The organism is Burkholderia sp. WSM2230 (assembly GCF_000472445.1).
Classification (GTDB): domain Bacteria; phylum Pseudomonadota; class Gammaproteobacteria; order Burkholderiales; family Burkholderiaceae; genus Paraburkholderia.
Genome location: NZ_AXAJ01000001.1, coordinates 538,600 through 559,035 on the forward strand (window position 1 = coordinate 538,600; position 20,436 = coordinate 559,035).

Consider the following 20,436-nt stretch of genomic DNA (forward strand, 5'->3'; position numbering starts at 1 on the left):
TTTCTGACTACGTGCGCATTCGCGCACGCAGCAGGGGACGCTTGCACTCAAAAAAATCGAAACTGGTCTGGAGACACTAGTGATGTCGATAAAAATAAATGGTATACGCTGCGCGACGCGCTTCAACGCAGCATGCATTGCGACGGCTCTTTTGGCGGCCGCGAGCGGCACAGCGCGCGCCGATTCCTCGCAGGCTGCGGCGGGCGCGGCTTCTATATCCTCTTCTTCGGTGCAGATGTACGGCCTGATCGGCATGTACGTTGACAGCGCGAAACTCAGCACGACGCGCGCAAGCACCGTGCAGATGGGCGGTGGCGGAATGACCACGTCGTTCTGGGGGATTCGCGGCCGCGAGGATATTGGCGGCGGCAATGCGGTGATTTTCAGCCTCGAAAGTTTTTTTCGGCCGAATACCGGGCAGATGGGGCGCAACACGACCGACGGGTTTTTTTCCCGTAACGCCTATGTGGGACTCACTGGTGCATACGGCACCTTCAAGTTCGGTGAGCAAACCAATCCGACGTATATCAACCAGCAACTCGTTAATCCATTCGGATCTTCCGTGGTCTTCTCGCCATTGATCGTGCAGTCATACACGGCGAGCTACAGCAACACGGTGATTGGCGATACCGTCTGGCAAAACGCAATCGAGTATGTATCGCCAAATTACGGCGGACTCACCGGCACCGCGATTTACAGCGTGAGCAGCACGACAGGGCATCAGGGACGCGACAACGTCGGGCTGCATTTGACCTATGCGAACGGGCCGCTGACCGCCGTTTTTTCCGCGCAACGCGTGCGCACGGCGGCGGTTGCGCCGTCAAGCGGGCAGTACGTCTATCTCGCCGGCGCCGCGTATGATGCCAGGTTCATGAAGGTGTACGGCGCCGCGCAAATGACCAGCAACAACAACGTCGAAACGGGCTCGCACACTTATGAACTGGGCGTTTCAGTACCGCTCACGCCGTCGAATGTGATTCTCGCCGAGTGGGCGCGCACCAGACACAGCGCGCCGCTCGATCGCAGCAACGTGCGAAATACCGCGAGCCTTGCCTACCAGTACATTCTGTCTAAACGCACTTTCGTGTACACCGTGTATTCCTACGACAAGCTCACGGCCAACCCATCGGGCAGCACATATGGCGTGGGAATGCAGCATACGTTCTAGGCGAACAGCGCGCGCCGCGTCACGCGTTGTTTTCGGAATTGGCCCGCGCCGCCCCGTTGCATGAGAAAAGGCGAGCCAACAAGCCTCGCGATACTTGTGGTGCCTCGACCGCCTCCATTACATTGCGCCACCACCGCTCGCCACGATGCGGCGCGGCGAGGTTAAGCCGCTCGCCCATGCGCGGCGTAGAAAGCGCGACACCGCGCGCCGCAGCGAGTCCCAGCACGCGCTCGAAAGGCTCGTTCCACCTGTGCATCGCGAGATCGAACGTGCCGTTGTGAATCGGCACCAGCCAGCGGCCGCGCAGATCGACATGTGCCTGCACGGTTTCTTCGGGGTGCATATGAACGTATGGCCATTGCGCGTCGTACGCGCCGGTTTCGACGAGTGCCACGTCGAAGGGGCCCAAGCGTTCGCCGATCGTCCTGAAGCCGTCGAAGTAGCCCGTGTCGCCGCTAAAGAAAACTCGAAGGTCTTCGTCGACTATCACCCACGATGCCCACAGCGTGCTGTTGCCGTCGAACAGACTGCGCCCCGAGAAATGCTGCGCGGGCGTCGCCGTGAATGTGATGCCTCCGAGCTCCACGCTTTGCCACCAGTCGAGCTGCCGCACGCTTCTTGCCTCGATACCCCACTCGATCAGGCGATCGCCGACGCCTAGCGGCGTGACAAAAAGCTTTGTCGTGGCCGCGAGCGCGAGCACTGTTTCGCGGTCCAGGTGATCGTAGTGATCGTGCGAAAGAATCACGCCGGCAAGCGGCGGCAGATTCGCGAGGGCAATGGGCGGCGCATGAAAGCGCCTCGGACCGAGGCGCCGGAACGGCGAAGCGCGTTCTGCGAACACGGGATCGGTCAGCCAGAACTGGCCGCGCAACTTGAGCAGCACCGTGGAATGTCCGAGGCGGTAAAGGCTTCTATCCGGCGCCGCAGCGAGATCGTCGCGGGTCAGCGCGTCCACGGGCAACGTGCCCGCCGGCACAGTGCCCGACGGCTTGTTGAGCAACACATTCCACGCAATGCGCAAGGTCTTGCCGAACGGTTCGACGGGGCGCGGCTTCACGTTGCGAAAGCGCTCGCCGTCGTGCTGTGCCGACAGGCCGGACAGTTCACGCCCGCGCCTCGCGGCAGTGAAACCCAACGCACGGCCAATGGAGTCGATAAACGATGTCATGTGCGACGTCCCGAGTTCGAAAGTAGACCAGGCAGTGTACTTTATAATCTCAAAAAGTAAACTGCCCGGTGTAAAATTTCCGAATGGACCCGATCGTCACTCCCGTCACTCATCAACGCCTGACCGACCGCAAGCGCGTGGCCGTGGTTTCAGCAGCCATCGAAGAATTCCTTGATGCCGGTTTCGACGGCACCAGCATGGACCGCATCGCCGCGCGCGCGAACGTCTCGAAGCGCACCGTCTACAACCATTTCCCGAGCAAAGAGGCATTGTTCGCCGAAATATTGCGGCAGTTATGGGACGCGAGCCATGCCGGCGAGACCCTCGCTTACCGGGCGGCGATACCGTTGCGCGAGCAACTAATCGAACTCTTGATGCGCAAGCTGCGGCTTCTCAACGACGAGGCGTTTCTGGCACTGGCGCGCGTTGCGATCGCGGCGGGCATTCATTCGCCCGAGCGCGCCCGTGACATGGTCGCGCGTCTCGGCGAACGCGAGGAAGACCTGACCGTGTGGATACGCGCGGCCGCGGCCGACAAACGTCTGCGGATTTCCGATCCTGTGTTCGCGGCGCATCAGTTACAGGGGCTCGTGAAGGCGTTTGCGTTCTGGCCGCAGGTGACGATGGGACAGCCGCCGCTCAGCGAGACAGAGCAGCAGACAATCGCCGATTCTGCAGCGGATATGTTTCTGGCGCGCTATGCGTGAGGTTCTGCGTGCTTACCCCTCGTCTTGCCAATCGTGCCACTCGACGCGATACGTTTGCACATAATCGCTGACCGCCCGTCCCACGGTCGGCATGAAAGACTGCTCGCCGATACGCTCGAAAATGCCATAACGTTTGAGGCTGTCTTTTACCGGTCCCTTCAATTCCGCAAAGCAGAGCTGGATGTGCATTTCGTCAAGTTGTTCGATGAGTTCTGCCAGCATGTCGGCGGCGGTAGTGTCGATGTCGGTCACCGGCTCAGCGGCAATCACGATCCGGCGTGTGGGCGCTGGGGCCGTGTCGATTGCCTGTTGTACGCGCTCGCGAAAGATCTGCGCGTTCGCGAAGAAGAGCGGCGCATCCCAGCGCAACAGCACGAGGCCAGGAACGCGCCGCGCGTCAGGATGCCGGGAGATGTCGTGATAGCCCTTGACGCCCTCGACGCGCCCCAGCACCGCCGCATAGGGCCGCCACGCGCGCCATAGAAACATCAGCACGGCCAGCGCCAGCGCGATGCCGACGCCTGCCACCACGCCGGACAGCACGACGCCCAGAAAACAAACGAGCGCCTGCACGAATTCGCTGCGCCGCAGCCGATAAAGCCGCAGCACGCCGCGCATCTCCAGCAGGCCCAGCGAAGCGGCGATCACGACGGCGGCAAGCGCGGCCTGCGGCGTGTCATGCAGCGCCTGTGGTGCGAACAGCAGAAGGATCGCGACAATCGCGGCGGCCACGAGTCCCGTGAGTTGCGTCTTGGCGCCTGCGGCCTCCGCGACCGGCGTGCGTGATCCGCTTGCGCTCACAGGAAAGCCCTGAAACAGCGCCGCGGCCACATTCGCAATGCCAATGGCGAAACATTCCTGATTGCGATCGATGTGCCGGCCGCCGCGCAGTCCATAAGTTTGCGACAACATGCTGACGTCGGTGAGCGTGACGAGCGCGATGGCCAATGCTGTCGCACCGAGCGCGAGCCATTGGCTCAGTGCGAGCATCGGAAATTCTGGCGCGGGCAGACCGCGTGGCACGTTACCGACAACCGCGACTCCCGCATTCGCCGCAAGATCGGCCCACGATACAGCGAGAGTCGCCGCCGCGACCGCGATGAGGACGCCCGGCACTCTTGGCGCCCAGCGTCGACAGGCCAGAATGACGACAAGCGAGCCCGCGCCGATGGCGAGCGCCGCGCCGTTGATCCGGCCCGCGAGTACGCCGCGCACCAGTTCCTGCACCTGTGTCACGAACGATTCCCCCTGCACAGGAAAACCAAATAGTTTGGGTAACTGATTAATTATGATGGTCAGCATGATGCCGTTGAGATAGCCATAGCGTATCGGCGTGGAAAGAAGATCCGCAATAAAGCCGAGTTTGAGTAGGCCGACGGCGGCGCAGAGCAGGCCGGAAAGCAGCGCGAGCGCGCCCGCCAGCATGACTGCCTGCGGGCCGCCATGCGGAGCGAGCGGTATCGCGGCAGCGAGAATCAGCGCGACCAATGCGGAATCCGGTCCCACCACGAGTATGCGGCTCGGCCCGAACAATGCATAGGCAACGAGCGCCGCAAGCGACGCATAGAGGCCCGCGACAGACGGCATGCCCGCAGCTTCCGCGTAGGCCATTCCGGCCGGCACGAGAACCGCGCTTAGCGTGACGCCCGCCATAGCGTCGTGAGTCAGCCAGGCGAGCCGATAGTCGCGCATCCACGTCAGGGCTGGAATCCGGCGCGCGAGCCGGCCAGCCACGCTCGCGTGATGCGGCGTGGCCCGCGTGTCTGCGTGAGATTTGCCGATTTGCACCTTCAATGACCTCGCATGACGGACATTCGTTCATCTATTGTGTGACTGCGTGGCCCCAAGGTCAAAACGGGCGCAAGTCATGCATGCGTTACTCACATGCGTTGCCGTCCTTGCTCTGCAATGCAGGTTGCCAGCATTGAACATCTACGCGACGTTGCATTGGTGAGCTTGCGTTGCATGAAGCAATTGCGGGCAGAGTGCGTGCGGCGTGCATGCAGCGTACAGGCTGCGCTTTTTACATAGGATTGCAACTTGTACAGGGACAGAAGGCTCGCGTATTGCGAAGCCGTGTCGCGTCGGCATGCCGGTGATGCGTCGAGTTCCAGGCGCTGTTGCAGGCAATGGCCGACGTCGCACGATTTGTCGAAGCAGTCGCGCCTCGCCGAAGGCGAACAGTGTGACGTTCGACGCTCACGACCCAAGAGGGGATTATGATGAAAGCAGTTCTAAGGAAGGCGATGGTCGCCGTACTGTTTGCGGCGCTGGCAGGCGGCACAGTGGGGTGCAAACGTTCCGGCACGAACGATACGGCAGGAACGGCGGGCATGAGCGGGCCGGCTGCCACGAGCAATAGCGTGGCGCCGCCTATGGGCGGTGCATCGGCCGCGAGTCAGTAAGCTGCAAACGCGGGGCTTTTGCCTCGGGTCACGCGGCGCGAAGGCCGCGAAGGCCGTAAGTGCAAGGAGCGACGCCACGCCATCCGCCACGCATTAGGGGAATGACATGCGCGCAATGGTGTTCGACGGAACCGCTCCGGTGCTGCGTGAGAGGCAAATGCCCGAGCCGCGGCCGGCGGCTGGTCAGTTGTTGATCGACGTTCACGCATGCGGTGTGTGCCGCACCGACTTGCATGTGATCGACGGAGAACTCGCGCATCCAAAGCGGCCGGTCATTCCCGGACATGAAATCGTGGGTACAGTCGCTGCGCTGGGCGAAGGTGTCGTCGGCTTCGAGGTGGGCGATCGCGTCGGCGTACCGTGGACCGGCCATACCTGCGGCCACTGCCGCTATTGCGCGAGCGGCCGCGAGAATCTCTGCGACGAACCGGGCTTTACTGGCTATACGATCGATGGCGGCTACACCGAGCGCACCGTGGCCGATAGCCGCTACTGCCTGCATCTGCCCGAGCGTTATTCCGATGTCGAAGCGGCACCGCTTCTGTGCGCCGGCCTGATCGGCTACCGCACGCTCAGCATGGCTGGCGATGCAGGCGCAATCGGCATCTATGGCTTCGGCGCGGCGGCGCATATCGTCGCGCAAGTGGCGCTGCACCAGGCGCGCAGGGTGTTCGCGCTGACGCGTCCCGGCGCCACCGCCGCACAGCAGTTTGCATTGCGGCTCGGGGTGCAGTGGGCCGGCGGCAGCGACGAGGCGCCTCCGGAAGAACTCGACGCAGCGCTGATTTTCGCGCCTGCGGGTCGCCTTGTGCCCGCTGCGTTAAGGGCGGTCGTGAAGGGCGGCGTTGTGGTGTGCGGCGGCATCCATATGAGCGACATTCCATCGTTCCCGTACGAGCTGTTATGGGGCGAGCGGCGCGTGTGTTCGGTGGCTAACCTCACGCGCGCCGATGGTCACGCCTTCATGCAACTCGCGGCGCAAGTGCCGTTGCAGATCGAAACCACGCGCTACGCGCTCGCAGATGCGAACCGCGCGCTGAACGATCTGCGCGACGGACGAGTCAACGGCGCGGCGGTGTTGTGCATGCGATAAGGCGAGCAAATGCAGTGCGGATTGCGCGTGCCGCCTGATACGACAGCGCGTTGGTCAGGCCGACGCCGGCGATAGCGGCATCCATCGCCGCCTCTGCGGTGTTCGCCGACAGGCGCGCGTGAGCCGAACGCACGCATTCGCATTGAACCGCACCGGCTACCCCCGGCCAATGGCCACGAGCGCTACAATCATCATGACATATCGCGCTATAACGGAGACACAGCATGGCAACTCTTCAGCCGATCAGCCGCTATCCGGTGCCCGACCCGAGCGAATGGCCCGACGACATCAGCGCACGTATCCTCGAAGTACAGCAGAAAGCCGGCTTCGTGCCAAATGTGTTTCTGACGCTCGCACATCGGCCGGATGAGTTTCGCGCGTTCTTTGCCTACCACGACGCGTTGATGCTCAAAGAGGGCGGCCTCACGAAGGGCGAACGCGAGATGATCGTCGTGGCAACGAGCGCAGTAAACGATTGCCTCTATTGCGTAGTGGCGCACGGCGCGATCCTGCGTATCTACGAAAAGGCGCCGCTACTGGCGGATCAGGTCGCCGTCAATCACCGCAAGGCCGACATCACGGCCCGGCAAAAAGCGATGCTCGACTTCGCATTGAAGGTCTGCCGCGAATCGGGCAACGTCGACGAAGCCGACTTCCAGGGCTTGCGCGAACATGGCTTTTCTGACGAAGACATCTGGGACATTGCTGCAATCACAGCATTTTTCGGCTTGTCGAATCGCATGGCCAATGTGATTTCAATGCGTCCCAACGACGAGTTCTATTTGATGGGGCGCGTACCCAAGGCCGCATCCGATACCCCGTAAAAATAGGCATATTTTCGCGGTGCGGTTCACGCACCCGCAGGTTCGGACAGCAATGCAGGCGCATGCAAGGTGCTGTCATCAATTGGAAAGTGCAGTAGCGCCGCGATAAGTCCACTCGCCACGGTTGCCTGCCACAGCAGCGAATACGATCCCGTCAGATCGAATACCACGCCGCCTAGCCACGCGCCGAGAAAAGAACCGATCTGATGGCTCAGAAAGCAGACGCCGAACAGGCTGCCAAGATGCCGCGTGCCGAATACTTTCGCAACGAGCCCGCTTGTCAGAGGAACAGTGCCGAGCCACGTCAGACCCATTACGGCGGCAAATATAACCACCGTCACCGCGCTTTTCGGCAGGAGAAAGAAGGCGCCAATCGTCACGCTGCGAATCAGATACAGCCAGCCAAGCACGTAATGCTGCCGGAAGCGGCCGCCCAACCAGCCGCAAGCCCAACTGCCCACCATGTTGAACAGGCCGATCAACGCGAGTGCAGTTGCGCCGAGCCCGACCGGCATATGGCACAGCGACAGATAACCCGGCAGATGCGTAGCGATGAATGCAAGCTGAAACCCGCAGGTAAAAAAGCCGAGCGTGAGTAGCCGGTAACCGCGATGCCGCGCGGCTTGCGCGAGCACCGCACGCAACGGTGCAACGGGCGGTTCATGCCGTGGCGTTGCCGTATGCGCGCGCCGGTCCAGCACCATGCCGAGCGGTGCCACCATCAGCATCACGAAAGCAAGTACGAAGAGCGACGTCGCAATGCCCGCATTGAGCCTGATTCCTTGCACGAGCGGGACCATCAATACCTGCCCGGCGGAGCCGCCGGCGCTGACAAGGCCCATCGCCATACTGCGCTTTTCCGGCGACGCCACGCGGCCAACCGCCGGCAATACGACGCCGAATGTGGTGCAGCTCACGCCGATGCCTACCAGCAAGCCCATACCGACTATCAGGAAGGGGCCGCTCGGCGCGGTCGCGGAGAGCGTGAGGCCCGCCGCAAACGTAGTGGCGCCGAACGCGACCACCGGCGCCGAGCCGTAGCGGTCCGCAGCCGCGCCCGCGAACGGTTGCGCGAAGCCCCACACGAGATTGTGCAGTGCAATTGCGAATGCGATGAGCGTGACAGGCAAACCTCGATCGAATGAAAACGGCCCGATGAAGAGCCCGAAGGTTTGCCGGATTCCCATTGCTGCGCTGAGAATGAGTGCGGCAGCGAGAATGACGAGTGTCGTGTGATTGAAGGCGGGCGCAAAGCGCTTGCTGCTGGTGGTCGACATGGTTCTGATCTCCTTGCGCACAATGGTCGCAGCGAGTATCAGAAGCGGCAAAAGAAAAGTTTTCGACGACAGGTGAGCGCGGCTCACCTGTTCAATGATTGACGTGCCGATGGCGGCTATTGCGGTGCGTCTGTATTGGCGCTCGTATCGCAAGAAACTTGCGCGGCCTCGGCGAGTATCCATTGCCTGAAGCCGACCAATTCCGGGCGGCGCTCAGCATCCTCTGCGCTGACGAGCCAATATGCGGTAGCCGAGTCGACCGTGTCGAAAGCCGCTGCGACGAGCGCACCGCTTTCGAGGTCGCGATTCACCAGCGGTCTGCGGCCGAGTGCAACGCCGAGTCCCATGCTGGCGGCTTCGAATGCGAGCTGGATCGTGTCGACACGCAAGCCGTCGTGCGGATTCACCTTGTCAGTGCCGGTCGCTTCGAGCCACGCCTGCCAGTCTTCGCTCGCGGCGTTCACGTGAATCAGCGTCGCGTTGTGCAGTAACGGCGTGCCGTGCTCGTCACGCAGCGACTCCAGATAAGCCGGACTGCATACCGGTACGAGCTCTTCTCCAAAGAGCCGCGTCCATGCCGTGCCCGCAACCGGCGCGCGGCTCAGTCGAATGGCGAAATCGAATCCATCCACTGGAAAACCGACCTGCCGATGCGAAGTGTCGACGCTCACATCGACATTGGGCCAACGCGCCCTGAAACCCTGCAAACGCGGCAGCAACCAGCGCGATGCGAACGTGGGCGCACAACTGAGCGCAATCGGGCGGTTCGCACGATGATTCGGCAGACGCTGCGTGCCGATAGCGATCAGCGAGAACGCTTCTGAAACATACGACAGATAGTCGGCGCCGGTCGCGGTCAATGAAATGCCGCGCGGCTCGCGTACGAAGAGTTCGACGCCCAGCGCTTCTTCCAGACCGACAATACCGTGACTCACGGCACTCGGCGTGACATTCAGTTCCGCGGCGGCGAGCTTGAAACTTTGATGCCTGCCCGCTGCTTCGAAAAAACGGAGCGCGGGCAAAGGCGGCAGACGTAGCGGCATGTTGCATCCTCGTATGACGGCGCCGCGCGCGCGAAGCACCGTGCGTGCGGTTTCGCGACAGCATACCGCGACGTACCGCTCATTTGCCGGCGGTTTTCATTGCAGTGCGCAAAGGCTGAATCGGACGACATGCGAGAAACTGCTCGCTGTAGATGTCGATTCACCGCGGGCTCGATCGTCGTATGCATAGGCGGCTTCGAGCATGCTCGAAGCGCCCACTTGTCCTTCTCGTCGACAGGAGATAGTAAATGACCCAACTGAACCAGGACGCATCGACACTCAAGCCGGCTCGCGAACTAGCCGATTTGCCGCGCCGTTTTCCCGGCGAAAGCGCCGAATATCGCCGGGCACGCAACGACTTGCTGGCTGAAGAAATCGAATTGCGCCGCCATATCGAATGCGTCGCCGCACAGCGCCGCGCGTTGCCGCCGGGTGGCGTAGTGCCGGAGGATTATCGTTTCGAAGGAGAGGAGGGGCCCGTGACATTGACGGACATGTTCGGGACTCACGACACGCTCGTCACCTATAACTGGATGTTCGGTCCAACGCGCGAGCGGCCTTGCCCCATGTGTACTTCGCTGCTGAGTGCCTACGACGGCGAAATGCCCGACATGCTGCAGCGCGTCGCATTCGCGGTGATCGCCCGTTCGCCGATAGAGAAGCTCGCCGCCTTCGCGAAAGAGCGCGGCTGGCGGTATTTGCGGCTCTATTCGTCGGCAGGAAACACCTTCAATCGCGACTATGCGGGCGAAGATCCGGACGGAGACGACGTTCCTGCGCTCAACGTGTTCACGCGATCCGGCGGCACGGTGCGTCACTTCTGGGCCGCGGAAATGGGCGCGTGGACAGCCGACCCTGGCCAGGATCCGCGCGGCGCACCTGACCTGATGCCGCTGTGGACCGTGCTCGATATGACGCCGGGCGGTCGCGGGACCGACTGGTATCCGAAGCTCGAGTACGACGCTGCGCCGCGTTAGCCCGCTCGCTGCGCCGCGCTCAGCGCGGTGTGTCGTTCGCCTGACTTTGCTCGAACGCGGCTTGCAAATAGCCGCAGACGGCGCCCGAACGCATGGGCGGGCTGAACAGATAGCCCTGCACCGCGCGAGCTCCCAATGCCTTCACCACTTCAGCTTGCGACGAGGTCTCGAGCCCCTCGACCACGCATTCGAGCCCGAGGTTTCTGCACAGATCCAGCACCGATTTGACGATCTTCTTCGACGCGCTGTTTGAATCCACATCAGTCATGAAACTGCGGTCGATCTTGATCGAATCGAACGGCAGGCGGTGCACGTAACTGAGGCTCGAATAACCGGTGCCGAAATCGTCGAGCGACACGCGGCAGCCTGCCTCCTTGATCATGGTGAGCGCAGAGCGGGCCTGCTCGAAATCGCGCGTGAGCGCGGTCTCCGTGATTTCGAACGACACGCGATGCGGCGGCACGCCGCTCGCAGCGACAATGTCGATCAGGCGGCGCGCGCGTGCCGACGTAGAAATGTCGATGGCGGAGAGGTTGAACGACAGATAGAGTTCCGCCGGCCAGTGTGGGACTTCGGTGAGTGCCTTGTGCAACAGTACTTCAGTAATCCGAAGAATGATCTCGGTGCGCTCCGCAATGCGAATGAATTCTTCGGGCTTGACTGCGCCGAGCCGCGGACTATGCCATCGCCCAAGTGCTTCAAGGCCGATTGTTCGTCGGGTCACGACGTCCGAAATAGGTTGGAACTCGAGAAATAGCTCGGATTCGAGATCGGCGTGGCGTAGTTCCTGCGTGACGAGGCTCGAGCGGCGAATGCGCGTTTCGTGTTCGGTCGAGAAGATCACTGCCGTGCCGCGGCGGCTTTCCTTGCCGACATACATTGCGGCGTCCGCGCGTTCGAACACCTGAGTGACGGTCTTGCCCGCATCGGGGAACGCGGCCCATCCGATCGTCCCCGACAGTTCCGCGATATTGCCCGCAAGGCGATACGGCTGACTGAGCGAATCGCAAATGCGCTGGCCCAATTCGAGCAGTGCGTCTCTGGATTGACGGTCTTGCGCGAGCACGCCGAACTCGTCGCCGCCGAGCCGCGCGAAGAAGATTCCGGGCTCCGCGAGCGCCAGCAGCCGCGCGCCGACTTCTTGCAGCACGAGGTCGCCGCTCGCATGGCCGTAAATATCGTTGACCTGTTTGAAGCCGTCCAGATCGATGAGGCCCACATTGAAGCCGCCGCCCGTAGCGAGGGCCTGCTCGGACAGCGCCCGCAGCGAGGCGAAAAAGCTGCGGCGGTTGGGTAGATCCGTCAGGCTGTCGATGCTGGCAAGGCGAAAGTTCTCGTCGCTGAGCCTTTGGGTTTTCTCCTGACTCGCTCGCAGATCGCGCTGCGTATGCACGACGCCGGCAAACGACCGGTAATACAGTTCGATGATGAACGCGAGCGCGAGTCCGACGAGCGACATATCGACGGCCATCGCGATGAAAACCGGCGATCCTGTGAAGACAAGAAACGTCGAAAAGCTAAGGATAACGATGGATAGCAGAAGCAACGCGGCCACGCGCAGATGCATGAGGCAAAATACGCAGCCCACGACGGTCGTCGCCATATAGAACGTTACCTGCGCCTGTTCGTACGGCGTGCCGTAGGGCAGCAGCATCAGCGACCAGGCGGTGAACGCCACGCCGAAAATGCCGGCCACCCAGATCAGTTTGCGCAGCTCGGGTACCGCTTTCTCGTGAGTCAGCACGCGATTACGGCCGCGCCACCAGTGTACGCATCGAACCACGCACAACGTGCAAAGCGTGGCGGGAAGGTAGACCGACATCCACGCCGGCGCGCTATGCAGATGCGTGGCCATGACGGCCATCGTATTGACGATCAGGATGAAGTAGAGAAGAGGAATCTGGCGGCCGAACGCCTGGACCTGCGAACGCACGAGTTCGGGGTCTCCTTCGGCAACAGACAACGCTTCCCTGAATCTGGCTATCGCAACCATTCCTGTCCTTTAACGTTTGCGCTGCATACGCAGCCAGATATATCGGCAGGACGGCTCGGACCTTGAGCGCATTAGACGCGGCGCTCGCACCGCGCGGTAATAACGACCGGTATTGAGCGGCGGCAACGCTCTTTCGCGCTCGTTTTCAGTAACTTTGACGTTTGGACGGGCGCTCAGAGCTTGGGACAGGACAGCACGCGCAACGGGCCGAGCGTCGTTCCCGGTTCGCCATGAGCAGCGGGGTTGCCTTGCGGCGGAGTGGAAACGAGCCGCACGGCATTGTCCCCGGCACTCGCGAGAACATATTTTTCCGCGCTGTCTTCTGCTTGCCAGTACACGCGAAACATGCCGTTTTCGCCGAATACAAGCAGCTTGCCGTGCACCGTTTTTGCCCCGCTTATCAGGTCGACCGGCTCGCCGTCGCGTACCTGAAAAGCCTGCGGCGTGCCCGGATTGCCGGCGCCCGCGAGCGTCGCACAAGCGCTTTCATCGGCCGAAACACTCGCGCAGAAGAGCCCGCCGAGCAGCGCACCTGTTGCAATATGGCGAAATTTCATTTTTTCTTTCTCCAACTTGCTGGCTTATTCCGCGCGCCGCAAGGCGAATGCCGCGGGGCGCTGGTGGCGCGATGACATTGTCAAAAAGTGCGGCGAGAGCGCTTGAGCCCGCGCTAAAGCCCTGAAATTGCAACGGATTGTGATGCGAGGTCTGCGCAGCTCCAGCGGCAGAAACGCGTAAGCGCGCGATTCTTATGGCACTTTGCCGCAAAAAATCGTCAAATCCCCGGTGGGCGGGTGAAACAAGGCTTACACGCGGGGTTTGCGCGAATGCGCGCGGATGCGTTAGTGTGTCGGTCCCGGCGCGACAGATGTAGCGCCGGTTCCATGATTACCATACGGGAAGTGCTATGAACAAACAGGAACTGATTGATGCAGTCGCCGCAGCGACGGGCGAAAGCAAAGCGGCCACTGGCCAAACCATCGACGCTATCGTTGAAGCGGTAACCAAAGCCGTGGTCGGTGGCGATACGGTGCAACTGGTCGGTTTCGGTTCTTTCTCGACCGGCGCGCGCGCAGCACGCGTGGGCCGCAATCCGTCGACGGGCGCCGAAATCCAGATCGCCGCAGCCAAGACGGTGAAGTTCACCGCAGGCAAGGCGTTCAAGGAAGCGGTCAACGCGTCGTAATGCAACGCGCTTCACGCCGGAGCGTCCGCACTGCGCCGTGATGGCGCTGCGAGCGATGCCTCGGGTGTGAAGAATCACGCGCTGCCCAGCCCCGATAAGAAGTACTCATCGGCGGATGGCGCGGCGCGTGTGCCGGCTTCACGCGAGCCTCGCCTGGCGCAACGAAGCCGCGTCCGCAATCAGCCTGCGCGGCGTTTGCGGGTTGCCTCGGCGAGTGTCTCCAGCACCGGTTCGGTTTGCGCCCAGCTTACGCAGGCGTCGGTAATGGACACGCCGTAACGCAGCGGCTCCCCGGCCTTCAGATCCTGACGGCCTTCTTCCAGATGACTTTCAAGCATCACGCCAATAATGCGGCGCTCGCGCGCGGACAGTTGCTGCGCGAGATCCTGAACCACCTCCAGTTGACGCAGATGTGATTTGCCCGAGTTCGCGTGCGAGCAGTCGATCATCACCTGTTCGCGCAACCCCGCTGCTTTGAGCGCAGCACAGGTTGCCGCCACGGAAGCGCTGTCGTAGTTCGGCCCTTTCTTGCCGCCGCGCAGAATCACGTGGGCGTCGTCGTTGCCGCGCGTTTCGAAGATCGCGGCCATGCCCATTTTCGTCATGCCCATGAACGCATGGCTCGCGCGCGCCGCGACGATCGCGTCTGCGGCGATCTGCACGCCGCCGTCGGTGCCGTTCTTGAAACCGATCGGACAACTGAGGCCCGAAGCCAGTTGCCGGTGACTCTGGCTTTCGGTTGTGCGCGCACCGATCGCGCCCCAGGCAATGAGATCCGCGATGTATTGGGGGCTCAGCAGGTCGAGAAATTCCGTCGCGGTGGGCAGGCCGAGTCCGTTGATGTCGAGCAGCAATTGCCGTGCGAGACGCAAGCCCTCGTTGATGCGGAAGCTGCCGTCCAGACGCGGATCGTTGATATAGCCTTTCCAGCCCACCGTGGTGCGCGGCTTTTCGAAGTACACGCGCATGATGATCAGCAGATCGTCTTTGTACGCGTCCGCGGCGGCTTTCAGTTTGTGCGCGTAGTCGATTGCCTGGTCGTGGTCGTGAATCGAGCAGGGCCCGACGATCATCACGAGCCGGTCGTCGCGCTCGTGCAGAATGTCCGCGATTTCCACGCGGGTTTGTTCCACCAGCGATTGCACCGCAGGCGGCACCGGCAGTTCGTCCTGCAGCAGGGCAGGGGAAATCAGCGGGCGCACTGCGCCGATGCGCACGTCGTCGATGCGCGTGGTGTCCTGGGTGGCGTCGGCCGAGCCGACTTCCTGGTCGTGCAGAGGATTGTCGATGGCGCTCAAGGTATTCTCCCGGACTTGTCGATGTGAGCTGGCCTCGCGGCCTGAATGTGGGTGTCGTTGCGTGCGATGCGCTGCCGGGATTATGACATTCGCGCGCCGCAACGCGGAAACGGGGGGCTGAGGCCATGGCTGGTTACGCCTGAGGCCTTTCCACATGCGCTTTGGACTGGCCGTGTGAGCTTTGTTCTACCCGGCTTGCGAGCGTTCCGTGGCCATTTGCGTGATCTCGCGAGGAAAAAGGCATAGGGGCATCTTTACATGCATGCTTTGATTGCCGCATACGTGGCCCGCGTAATCGACGATCTCACTGCTCGTAGTCGGCTCGACCGACACTGAATGGGTTGATGGTGCTGTTGAACAGGCGGTCAACTGCACTGCAAACTGCAGAGCGATGACAACGCGCATCATGGAGTGGACCGAGGAGAGACATTCAGCCAGGCGGGTGTGCATTTCGGAGCAGCTTCGTCAGTGTTTATCAGGCGCTGGTATCAGGCTCTTCAGAGATGCGGCCGTGCTGTCAGTTTGAGCGTTGCCATGTACGAGCAGGTCGTATTTATCACCCGATATCCCGCGTGCGGCGTAAATGAACGCTGCAACTTGCCAGATCGCGTCGTCCGACTGCGTCTTGCCGAACGAAGGCATAGCGGTCATATTCACGCCATGCTTGATCGTCCAGAACATCAGCTCGGGCTTATTCCGACGGCTCTCGGACAGGAGCGAGGGCGCAGCGGGCTGGATGCCCTGTCCAACGGCACTTGGTGGCCGGTCAGGCGCACCGTGGCAGAGGGCACAGCTGGCGTCATACATTCGCGCACCTGAACGAATGTTTTCGAACGACAGCAAGTCGCCAGGCGCGACGTCGGATCCTGCATGCCGATGCAACGAGGCCTCGTATGTTCCATGCAGCAGCTTCGCTACGATCGGGTTGTCTCTGGAGCTTGCCGAGACGTCATACACCCCGGAGTATATGAAGGCCAAACCTGCGGCGCCGAGCACAACGAAGAGCGCCACAACGGTCGCGACAACAGTCGCGATTCTGGTACGAAGAAACATCATGATGTTTGTACCGCGCAGCGTTTGTGGAACTTGAATTCTCCACGGCCCTGCTTGCCGGGAAGTGACGCGTGGATTACCGATTCGTCATCTGCCGACAAGCGGCAGGCGCCCCGACGTGCACGAACGACGATCGCTCAGCCATGCAGTGGCAAACCTTTCACGGCCTTGTCCACGGCTTTTTTCTGGCCAAGCACGGCGAGCCCCACGAGGTCGGGATTGTCTACGTTCTCAGCACGGAAGACCTCGCGATTTGCCGCGTCGTGCCCGTCGAAGACATCGCACTCTCGTCTCGAACATGATTGCTCCTTTAGAAACGCTCATGATCGACGACGCGCAGCAATCAGTCTGGAACGTTTGTGCATATACGCCGGTAGGCCGCCGGCGTCATCCGGTAAGCGCGGCGGAACCAGCGGCCGAGATGGCTCTGGTCCGCAAATCCGACTTCCGCCGCGACCAGCAGGCGCGCGGCCGGTGGCCAGCAACTTGCGCGCGGCGCGCAGGCGCAGGCGCAGGCGCACCAGGTACGCGTGCGGCGACGCCCCGAACGCTCGCTGGAAGCGACGCGTCAGCTAAAAACGGTCGATCCCGGCAAGATCGGCGAGTTCGTCCCGTCCGATGTCGTGGTCCATGCGCTCGAAGAGCAGATGACGGCCGCATTGAGACAGTCGACGTTGCGCTAAAGATTGTCAGTGCGCGAGTTTCACCGCGCCGCGATTGCGGTTCAGAACCCGCGCCTGCAGCACAATGACAAGCAGCAGGAACATCCCCCGAATCACCGACTGCCAGTAAGCCGACAAGCTGATATACCCCAGCCCGTTCTCGAAGTTGAGCAGATTCAACACAAGCGCGAGCAGCGCGACGCCCGCGATGGTCATGGCAATCGAACCTTCGCCGCCCGTCAGTCGCGTGCCGCCCAGCACAACCGCCGAGATGGCGAACAGCTCCCAACCGACACCTTCGTTAGGCTGCCCCGCACCGAACTGTGCGGCGAGAATGCTGCCGGCAATGCCTGCAAGCAAACCGCTTACCGCATAGACCGCAACCAGCGTGCGGTCGACGTTGAGCCCCATGAGCCGCGACGCTTCCTCGCTGCCGCCGATAGCCAGCGCATGTCGTCCGAAGCGCGCCGAGCGCAGCGCGATCCAGCCGAGGACCGCGGCGATCGCCGACACGATGCCCGGAATCGGCAAGCCGAACAGATCGCCTTGTCCGAAGCCCGCGAAGCTCGAATCCGAGGCGATGCCGACAGCATCGTTGTGACCGAGCAGCAGCGCGAGGCCATGCGCGCCGAGGCTCGTCGCAAGTGTCACGATGAACGGCAGAATGCGCATGCGTGTAATGACAAGCCCGTTCAACAGGCCGACAGCAAGCCCGGCGAACGAACCTGCCAGCACCGCCGCCACGCCGCCATGCGGACTCGCCAACGCCGACACCACGCTTGCGAGCGCCGCAACCGTGCCGACCGAAAGATCGATCCCGCCCGTGATAATGACGAACGCCATGCCGATCGAAATCAGCAGGAACATGGAGTTGTATCGCCAGAAAGAAAGGACGTTGTAGGCGTCGGCGAAGTGGTCGTAGCGCGTGACGCCGAGCACGAGCAGGGCAGCGAGTGCGATGACGATGGGCAAATTCTTTTTCATGTACATCAGCCTCGCTTACGTTGCACATACACCGCGACGATGATGATCGCCGCCTTCAGCACTAATGCCGCCGCGTCAGGAATGCCGTGCGCAAGCAACGTATAGCGCAGCAACTGGATGATGAGCGCACCGATCAACGTGCCGGTGATGTACGCCTTGCCACCCGTCAGCGCGGTGCCGCCGACGGCCACCGCCGCAATCGCGTCCAGCTCGACGCCGAGACCGATCACGTTCGCATCCGACGAGGAATTCACCGAAATCGAAATCAGACCGGCGAGCCCCGCGAGCGCCGCACAGACGGTGTAGGCGATCATCTTCACGCGCGCGGTCGGAATGCCGGAGAGATACGCCGCATCCTCGTTGCCGCCTGTCACCAGCAGATATTTGCCGAACAGCGTCTTGCGCACGATCCACGCGAAGACGGCGACGAGCGCGAGCATCAAGAGAATCTGGAAGGGCACGCCCGCAACCTTGCCGAGCGCGATCCATTGAAACGCCGGGTTGGTGAATGCCTGCAGGCTGCCGTCCGTGACGACCTGCGCGATGCCGCGCCCAGCGATGAACAGCACCAGCGTAGCGACAATGGGCTGTACGCGAAGCCGCGTGACCAGCAGGCCATTGAATACGCCGCACAGCGCGGCCGCGATGACCGGCAGCGTGAAGGCGAGCGCGATGCCGAGCGGGCCCGCGATGTTCATGAAGAGCATGGGCGCGAGCGCGCCGGCAATCGCCATCGACGCGCCCACGGACAGATCGATGCCGCCTGTCGCCACCACCAGTGTCATGCCGATGCCGACGATGACGATCGTCACGACCTGCGTGAGATTGACGTTGAAGGTCTGCAGCGACACGAAGTGCTGCGTGAAAAGCAGATTGAACACAATCATCGCGACGAGCACGACGATTTCGCGCTGGATCGCGACGCCGCGTTTTCGCTTCATCGGCGTGTGGACGATGGGCGCGGCGCGTTGCGTGTCATCGATCATGTTTCGCTTCCTCCACCGCTTCAGCGAGCGTCGACTGCTCGCCTGCGCCGTAGGCGATTGCATCCATGATCGAGGCTTCGTTCATCTGCGCGCCGTCAAGCTGTGCGACGGTCTGTCCATCGCGGATGACCACCGCACGGTCCGCGACGGCAGTCAGTTCTTCGAGTTCCGACGCCGACAGCAGCACCGCCAGTCCCGCATCGCGCAGTTCGCGCACGATCTTCGCGACGTCCGCCTTCGCGCCCACATCGATGCCGCGCGTCGGCTCATCGAGCAATAGCAGACGTGGATGCGTGGCCAGCCACCTCGCTAGCAGCACCTTCTGCTGATTGCCGCCCGAGAGTTCGCGGATCGGCTGATCGGCCGAGCGCAGCTTGATGCCGAGCGACTCGATGAACCCATCGACGATTTCTTTCTGTCGCGCGACATCCACCACGCCGCGTTTCGTGAGCGCCGGCAGGCACACGAGCGTGAGGTTGTCACGCACGGACAGCTCCGGCACGATGCCCTCGGCCTTGCGGTCTTCCGTCAGATACGCGATGCCATGCGCGATCGCATCTTTCGGCGACTTCCATGCGACGGTCTCGCCATTCATCGAAAGTTTGCCCTGGACCGGACGGTCCGCGCCGAAGAGCAGCCGCATTGTTTCCGTGCGGCCAGAGCCGAGCAGCCCCGCGAGACCAACGGCTTCGCCTGCGTGAACATCGAGCGAAACGTCCGCGACTTTGGCGCCTGCCGCCAGTCCTTGCGCACTCAGAGCGAGGGCGCCGCGCTTCTCCAGGTTCGCTTCCTTGACCGCGCTGTCTTCATGTACGACCGCGGCGAGTGTGCGCCCGAGCATAGTGGTGACGAGCCTGAGCTTGTCCATCTCCTGCATCGCGCTTTCGGCGACGGTTTGCCCGTCGCGCATCACGGTGACCCGATCGCACAGCGCATACAGTTCGTCCAGCCGATGCGAGACGAAGATCACCGCGCGTCCGTCATCGCGAAGACGGCGCACCACGCTGAACAGCAACTCGACTTCGCGCTCGTCGAGCGACGACGTCGATTCATCCATGATCACCATCTTCGCATCCGCCGACACGGCGCGCGCCAGCGCGACCATCTGCTGAATCGCGGTCGAATACTCGCGCACGGGCTTCTTCACGTCGATCTTCAGGCCGAACGATTCGAGCAGCTCGGCTGCGCGACGCTGCACGGTTTTCCAGTCGATCAGGCCGAAACGGCGCGGCTCGCGTCCGAGAAATATGTTCTCCGCGACCGAGCGAAACGGCACCAGATTGATTTCCTGATAGATCGTGCTGATGCCTGCCTCGCGCGCTTCCTTCGGCGTGCGGAAATCGACTTCGCGTCCGTCAAAGCGAATAGTGCCGGCGCTCTTTCGATACGCACCGGTGAAAATCTTGATGAGCGTCGATTTGCCCGCGCCATTCTGACCGATCAGCGCGTGCACTTCGCCCGCGTTCACGGTCAGCCGTGCGCGTTTTAACGCGGCGACACCGCCGAAGGAGATGTCGATGTCCTGCATATCGAGCAACGGAGCCTGAGCCATCGTGTGTCGTCCAGCGTCGAAAGAGTCGAAATGACAACGCGGGCGCTTCGAGCAAAG

17 protein-coding genes and 2 pseudogenes are annotated in these 20,436 nt (G+C 62.0%); 6 read left to right on the forward strand and 13 right to left on the reverse strand.

What is annotated here, in order from left to right; genetic code table 11:
- Positions 1 to 82: 82 nt before the first annotated feature.
- Positions 83 to 1,168 (forward strand): porin, encoded by a 1,086-nt coding sequence (locus A3AC_RS0102450; protein WP_025596960.1) that lies wholly within the window; start codon positions 83 to 85, stop codon positions 1,166 to 1,168.
- A 19-nt stretch (positions 1,169 to 1,187) separates the two neighbouring features.
- On the opposite strand, the gene A3AC_RS0102455 is transcribed toward A3AC_RS0102450, so the two are convergent.
- Positions 1,188 to 2,339 (reverse strand): MBL fold metallo-hydrolase, encoded by a 1,152-nt coding sequence (locus tag A3AC_RS0102455; RefSeq protein ID WP_025596962.1) that lies wholly within the window; start codon positions 2,337 to 2,339, stop codon positions 1,188 to 1,190.
- An 83-nt stretch (positions 2,340 to 2,422) separates the two neighbouring features.
- Here A3AC_RS0102455 and A3AC_RS0102460 point away from each other — a divergent pair, with 83 nt between their 5' ends.
- Positions 2,423 to 3,046 (forward strand): TetR/AcrR family transcriptional regulator, encoded by a 624-nt coding sequence (locus A3AC_RS0102460; protein WP_025596964.1) that lies wholly within the window; start codon positions 2,423 to 2,425, stop codon positions 3,044 to 3,046.
- Positions 3,047 to 3,058: 12 nt separating this feature from the next.
- On the opposite strand, the gene A3AC_RS0102465 is transcribed toward A3AC_RS0102460, so the two are convergent.
- Positions 3,059 to 4,828 (reverse strand): SulP family inorganic anion transporter, encoded by a 1,770-nt coding sequence (locus A3AC_RS0102465; RefSeq protein WP_025596966.1) that lies wholly within the window; start codon positions 4,826 to 4,828, stop codon positions 3,059 to 3,061.
- A 729-nt stretch (positions 4,829 to 5,557) separates the two neighbouring features.
- Between A3AC_RS0102465 and A3AC_RS0102475 the strand changes: the two genes are divergently transcribed.
- Positions 5,558 to 6,544 carry a zinc-dependent alcohol dehydrogenase family protein gene (locus tag A3AC_RS0102475; RefSeq protein WP_025596970.1) on the forward strand — a complete coding sequence of 329 codons (987 nt, stop codon included), beginning with the start codon at positions 5,558 to 5,560 and terminating at the stop codon, positions 6,542 to 6,544.
- Positions 6,545 to 6,768: 224 nt separating this feature from the next.
- Complete coding sequence (locus tag A3AC_RS28955; RefSeq protein ID WP_035474484.1) at positions 6,769 to 7,368, forward strand: peroxidase-related enzyme; 600 nt, start codon at positions 6,769 to 6,771, stop codon at positions 7,366 to 7,368.
- Positions 7,369 to 7,394: 26 nt separating this feature from the next.
- Here the strand turns inward: A3AC_RS28955 and A3AC_RS0102485 are convergent, their stop codons facing one another.
- Together A3AC_RS0102485 and A3AC_RS0102490 are read right to left on the reverse strand one after the other, a co-directional pair.
- Positions 7,395 to 8,645, reverse strand: coding sequence for an MFS transporter (locus A3AC_RS0102485; RefSeq protein WP_025596972.1), 1,251 nt, complete (start codon positions 8,643 to 8,645; stop codon positions 7,395 to 7,397).
- Positions 8,646 to 8,761: 116 nt separating this feature from the next.
- Complete coding sequence (locus A3AC_RS0102490) at positions 8,762 to 9,688, reverse strand: LysR substrate-binding domain-containing protein (protein ID WP_025596973.1); 927 nt, start codon at positions 9,686 to 9,688, stop codon at positions 8,762 to 8,764.
- A gap of 248 nt (positions 9,689 to 9,936) precedes the next feature.
- Between A3AC_RS0102490 and A3AC_RS0102495 the strand changes: the two genes are divergently transcribed.
- A complete protein-coding gene (locus A3AC_RS0102495; protein WP_025596975.1) occupies positions 9,937 to 10,665 on the forward strand; it encodes a DUF899 family protein in 729 nt (242 codons plus the stop codon).
- A gap of 19 nt (positions 10,666 to 10,684) precedes the next feature.
- On the opposite strand, the gene A3AC_RS0102500 is transcribed toward A3AC_RS0102495, so the two are convergent.
- Complete coding sequence (locus A3AC_RS0102500) at positions 10,685 to 12,658, reverse strand: putative bifunctional diguanylate cyclase/phosphodiesterase (protein ID WP_025596977.1); 1,974 nt, start codon at positions 12,656 to 12,658, stop codon at positions 10,685 to 10,687.
- Positions 12,659 to 12,831: 173 nt separating this feature from the next.
- On the reverse strand, positions 12,832 to 13,215 hold the full coding sequence (locus A3AC_RS0102505) for a hypothetical protein (RefSeq protein ID WP_025596979.1): 384 nt from the start codon (positions 13,213 to 13,215) through the stop codon (positions 12,832 to 12,834).
- Positions 13,216 to 13,565: 350 nt separating this feature from the next.
- Between A3AC_RS0102505 and A3AC_RS0102510 the strand changes: the two genes are divergently transcribed.
- Positions 13,566 to 13,844: an HU family DNA-binding protein gene (locus tag A3AC_RS0102510; RefSeq protein ID WP_006049832.1), complete on the forward strand. Its 279-nt coding sequence runs from the start codon at positions 13,566 to 13,568 to the stop codon at positions 13,842 to 13,844.
- 179 nt (positions 13,845 to 14,023) lie between these two features.
- On the opposite strand, the gene A3AC_RS0102515 is transcribed toward A3AC_RS0102510, so the two are convergent.
- The 7 genes and pseudogenes from A3AC_RS0102515 to A3AC_RS0102545 all read right to left on the reverse strand — a co-directional run bounded on the left by A3AC_RS0102515 (position 14,024) and on the right by A3AC_RS0102545 (position 20,379).
- Positions 14,024 to 15,142, reverse strand: coding sequence for a 3-deoxy-7-phosphoheptulonate synthase (locus A3AC_RS0102515; protein WP_025596990.1), 1,119 nt, complete (start codon positions 15,140 to 15,142; stop codon positions 14,024 to 14,026).
- A 465-nt stretch (positions 15,143 to 15,607) separates the two neighbouring features.
- Positions 15,608 to 16,198 (reverse strand): c-type cytochrome, encoded by a 591-nt coding sequence (locus tag A3AC_RS0102520; RefSeq protein ID WP_025596991.1) that lies wholly within the window; start codon positions 16,196 to 16,198, stop codon positions 15,608 to 15,610.
- Between the two features lie 134 nt (positions 16,199 to 16,332).
- Positions 16,333 to 16,464 (reverse strand): annotated as a pseudogene (locus A3AC_RS29765) (DUF2000 family protein); the annotation flags it as partial.
- Between the two features lie 74 nt (positions 16,465 to 16,538).
- Positions 16,539 to 16,848 (reverse strand): annotated as a pseudogene (locus A3AC_RS29770) (helix-turn-helix domain-containing protein); the annotation flags it as partial.
- A 36-nt stretch (positions 16,849 to 16,884) separates the two neighbouring features.
- Positions 16,885 to 17,841 carry an ABC transporter permease gene (locus tag A3AC_RS0102535; protein WP_025596994.1) on the reverse strand — a complete coding sequence of 319 codons (957 nt, stop codon included), beginning with the start codon at positions 17,839 to 17,841 and terminating at the stop codon, positions 16,885 to 16,887.
- 5 nt (positions 17,842 to 17,846) lie between these two features.
- The gene (locus tag A3AC_RS0102540; protein WP_025596996.1) at positions 17,847 to 18,827 is read right to left on the reverse strand and encodes an ABC transporter permease; all 981 of its coding nucleotides are present in this window, start codon (positions 18,825 to 18,827) and stop codon (positions 17,847 to 17,849) included.
- Entirely contained in the window at positions 18,817 to 20,379 is a 1,563-nt protein-coding gene (locus A3AC_RS0102545; protein WP_025596998.1) for a sugar ABC transporter ATP-binding protein, read from the reverse strand. Before A3AC_RS0102545 ends, A3AC_RS0102540 begins: the two co-directional genes overlap by 11 nt.
- Positions 20,380 to 20,436 lie beyond the last annotated feature (57 nt).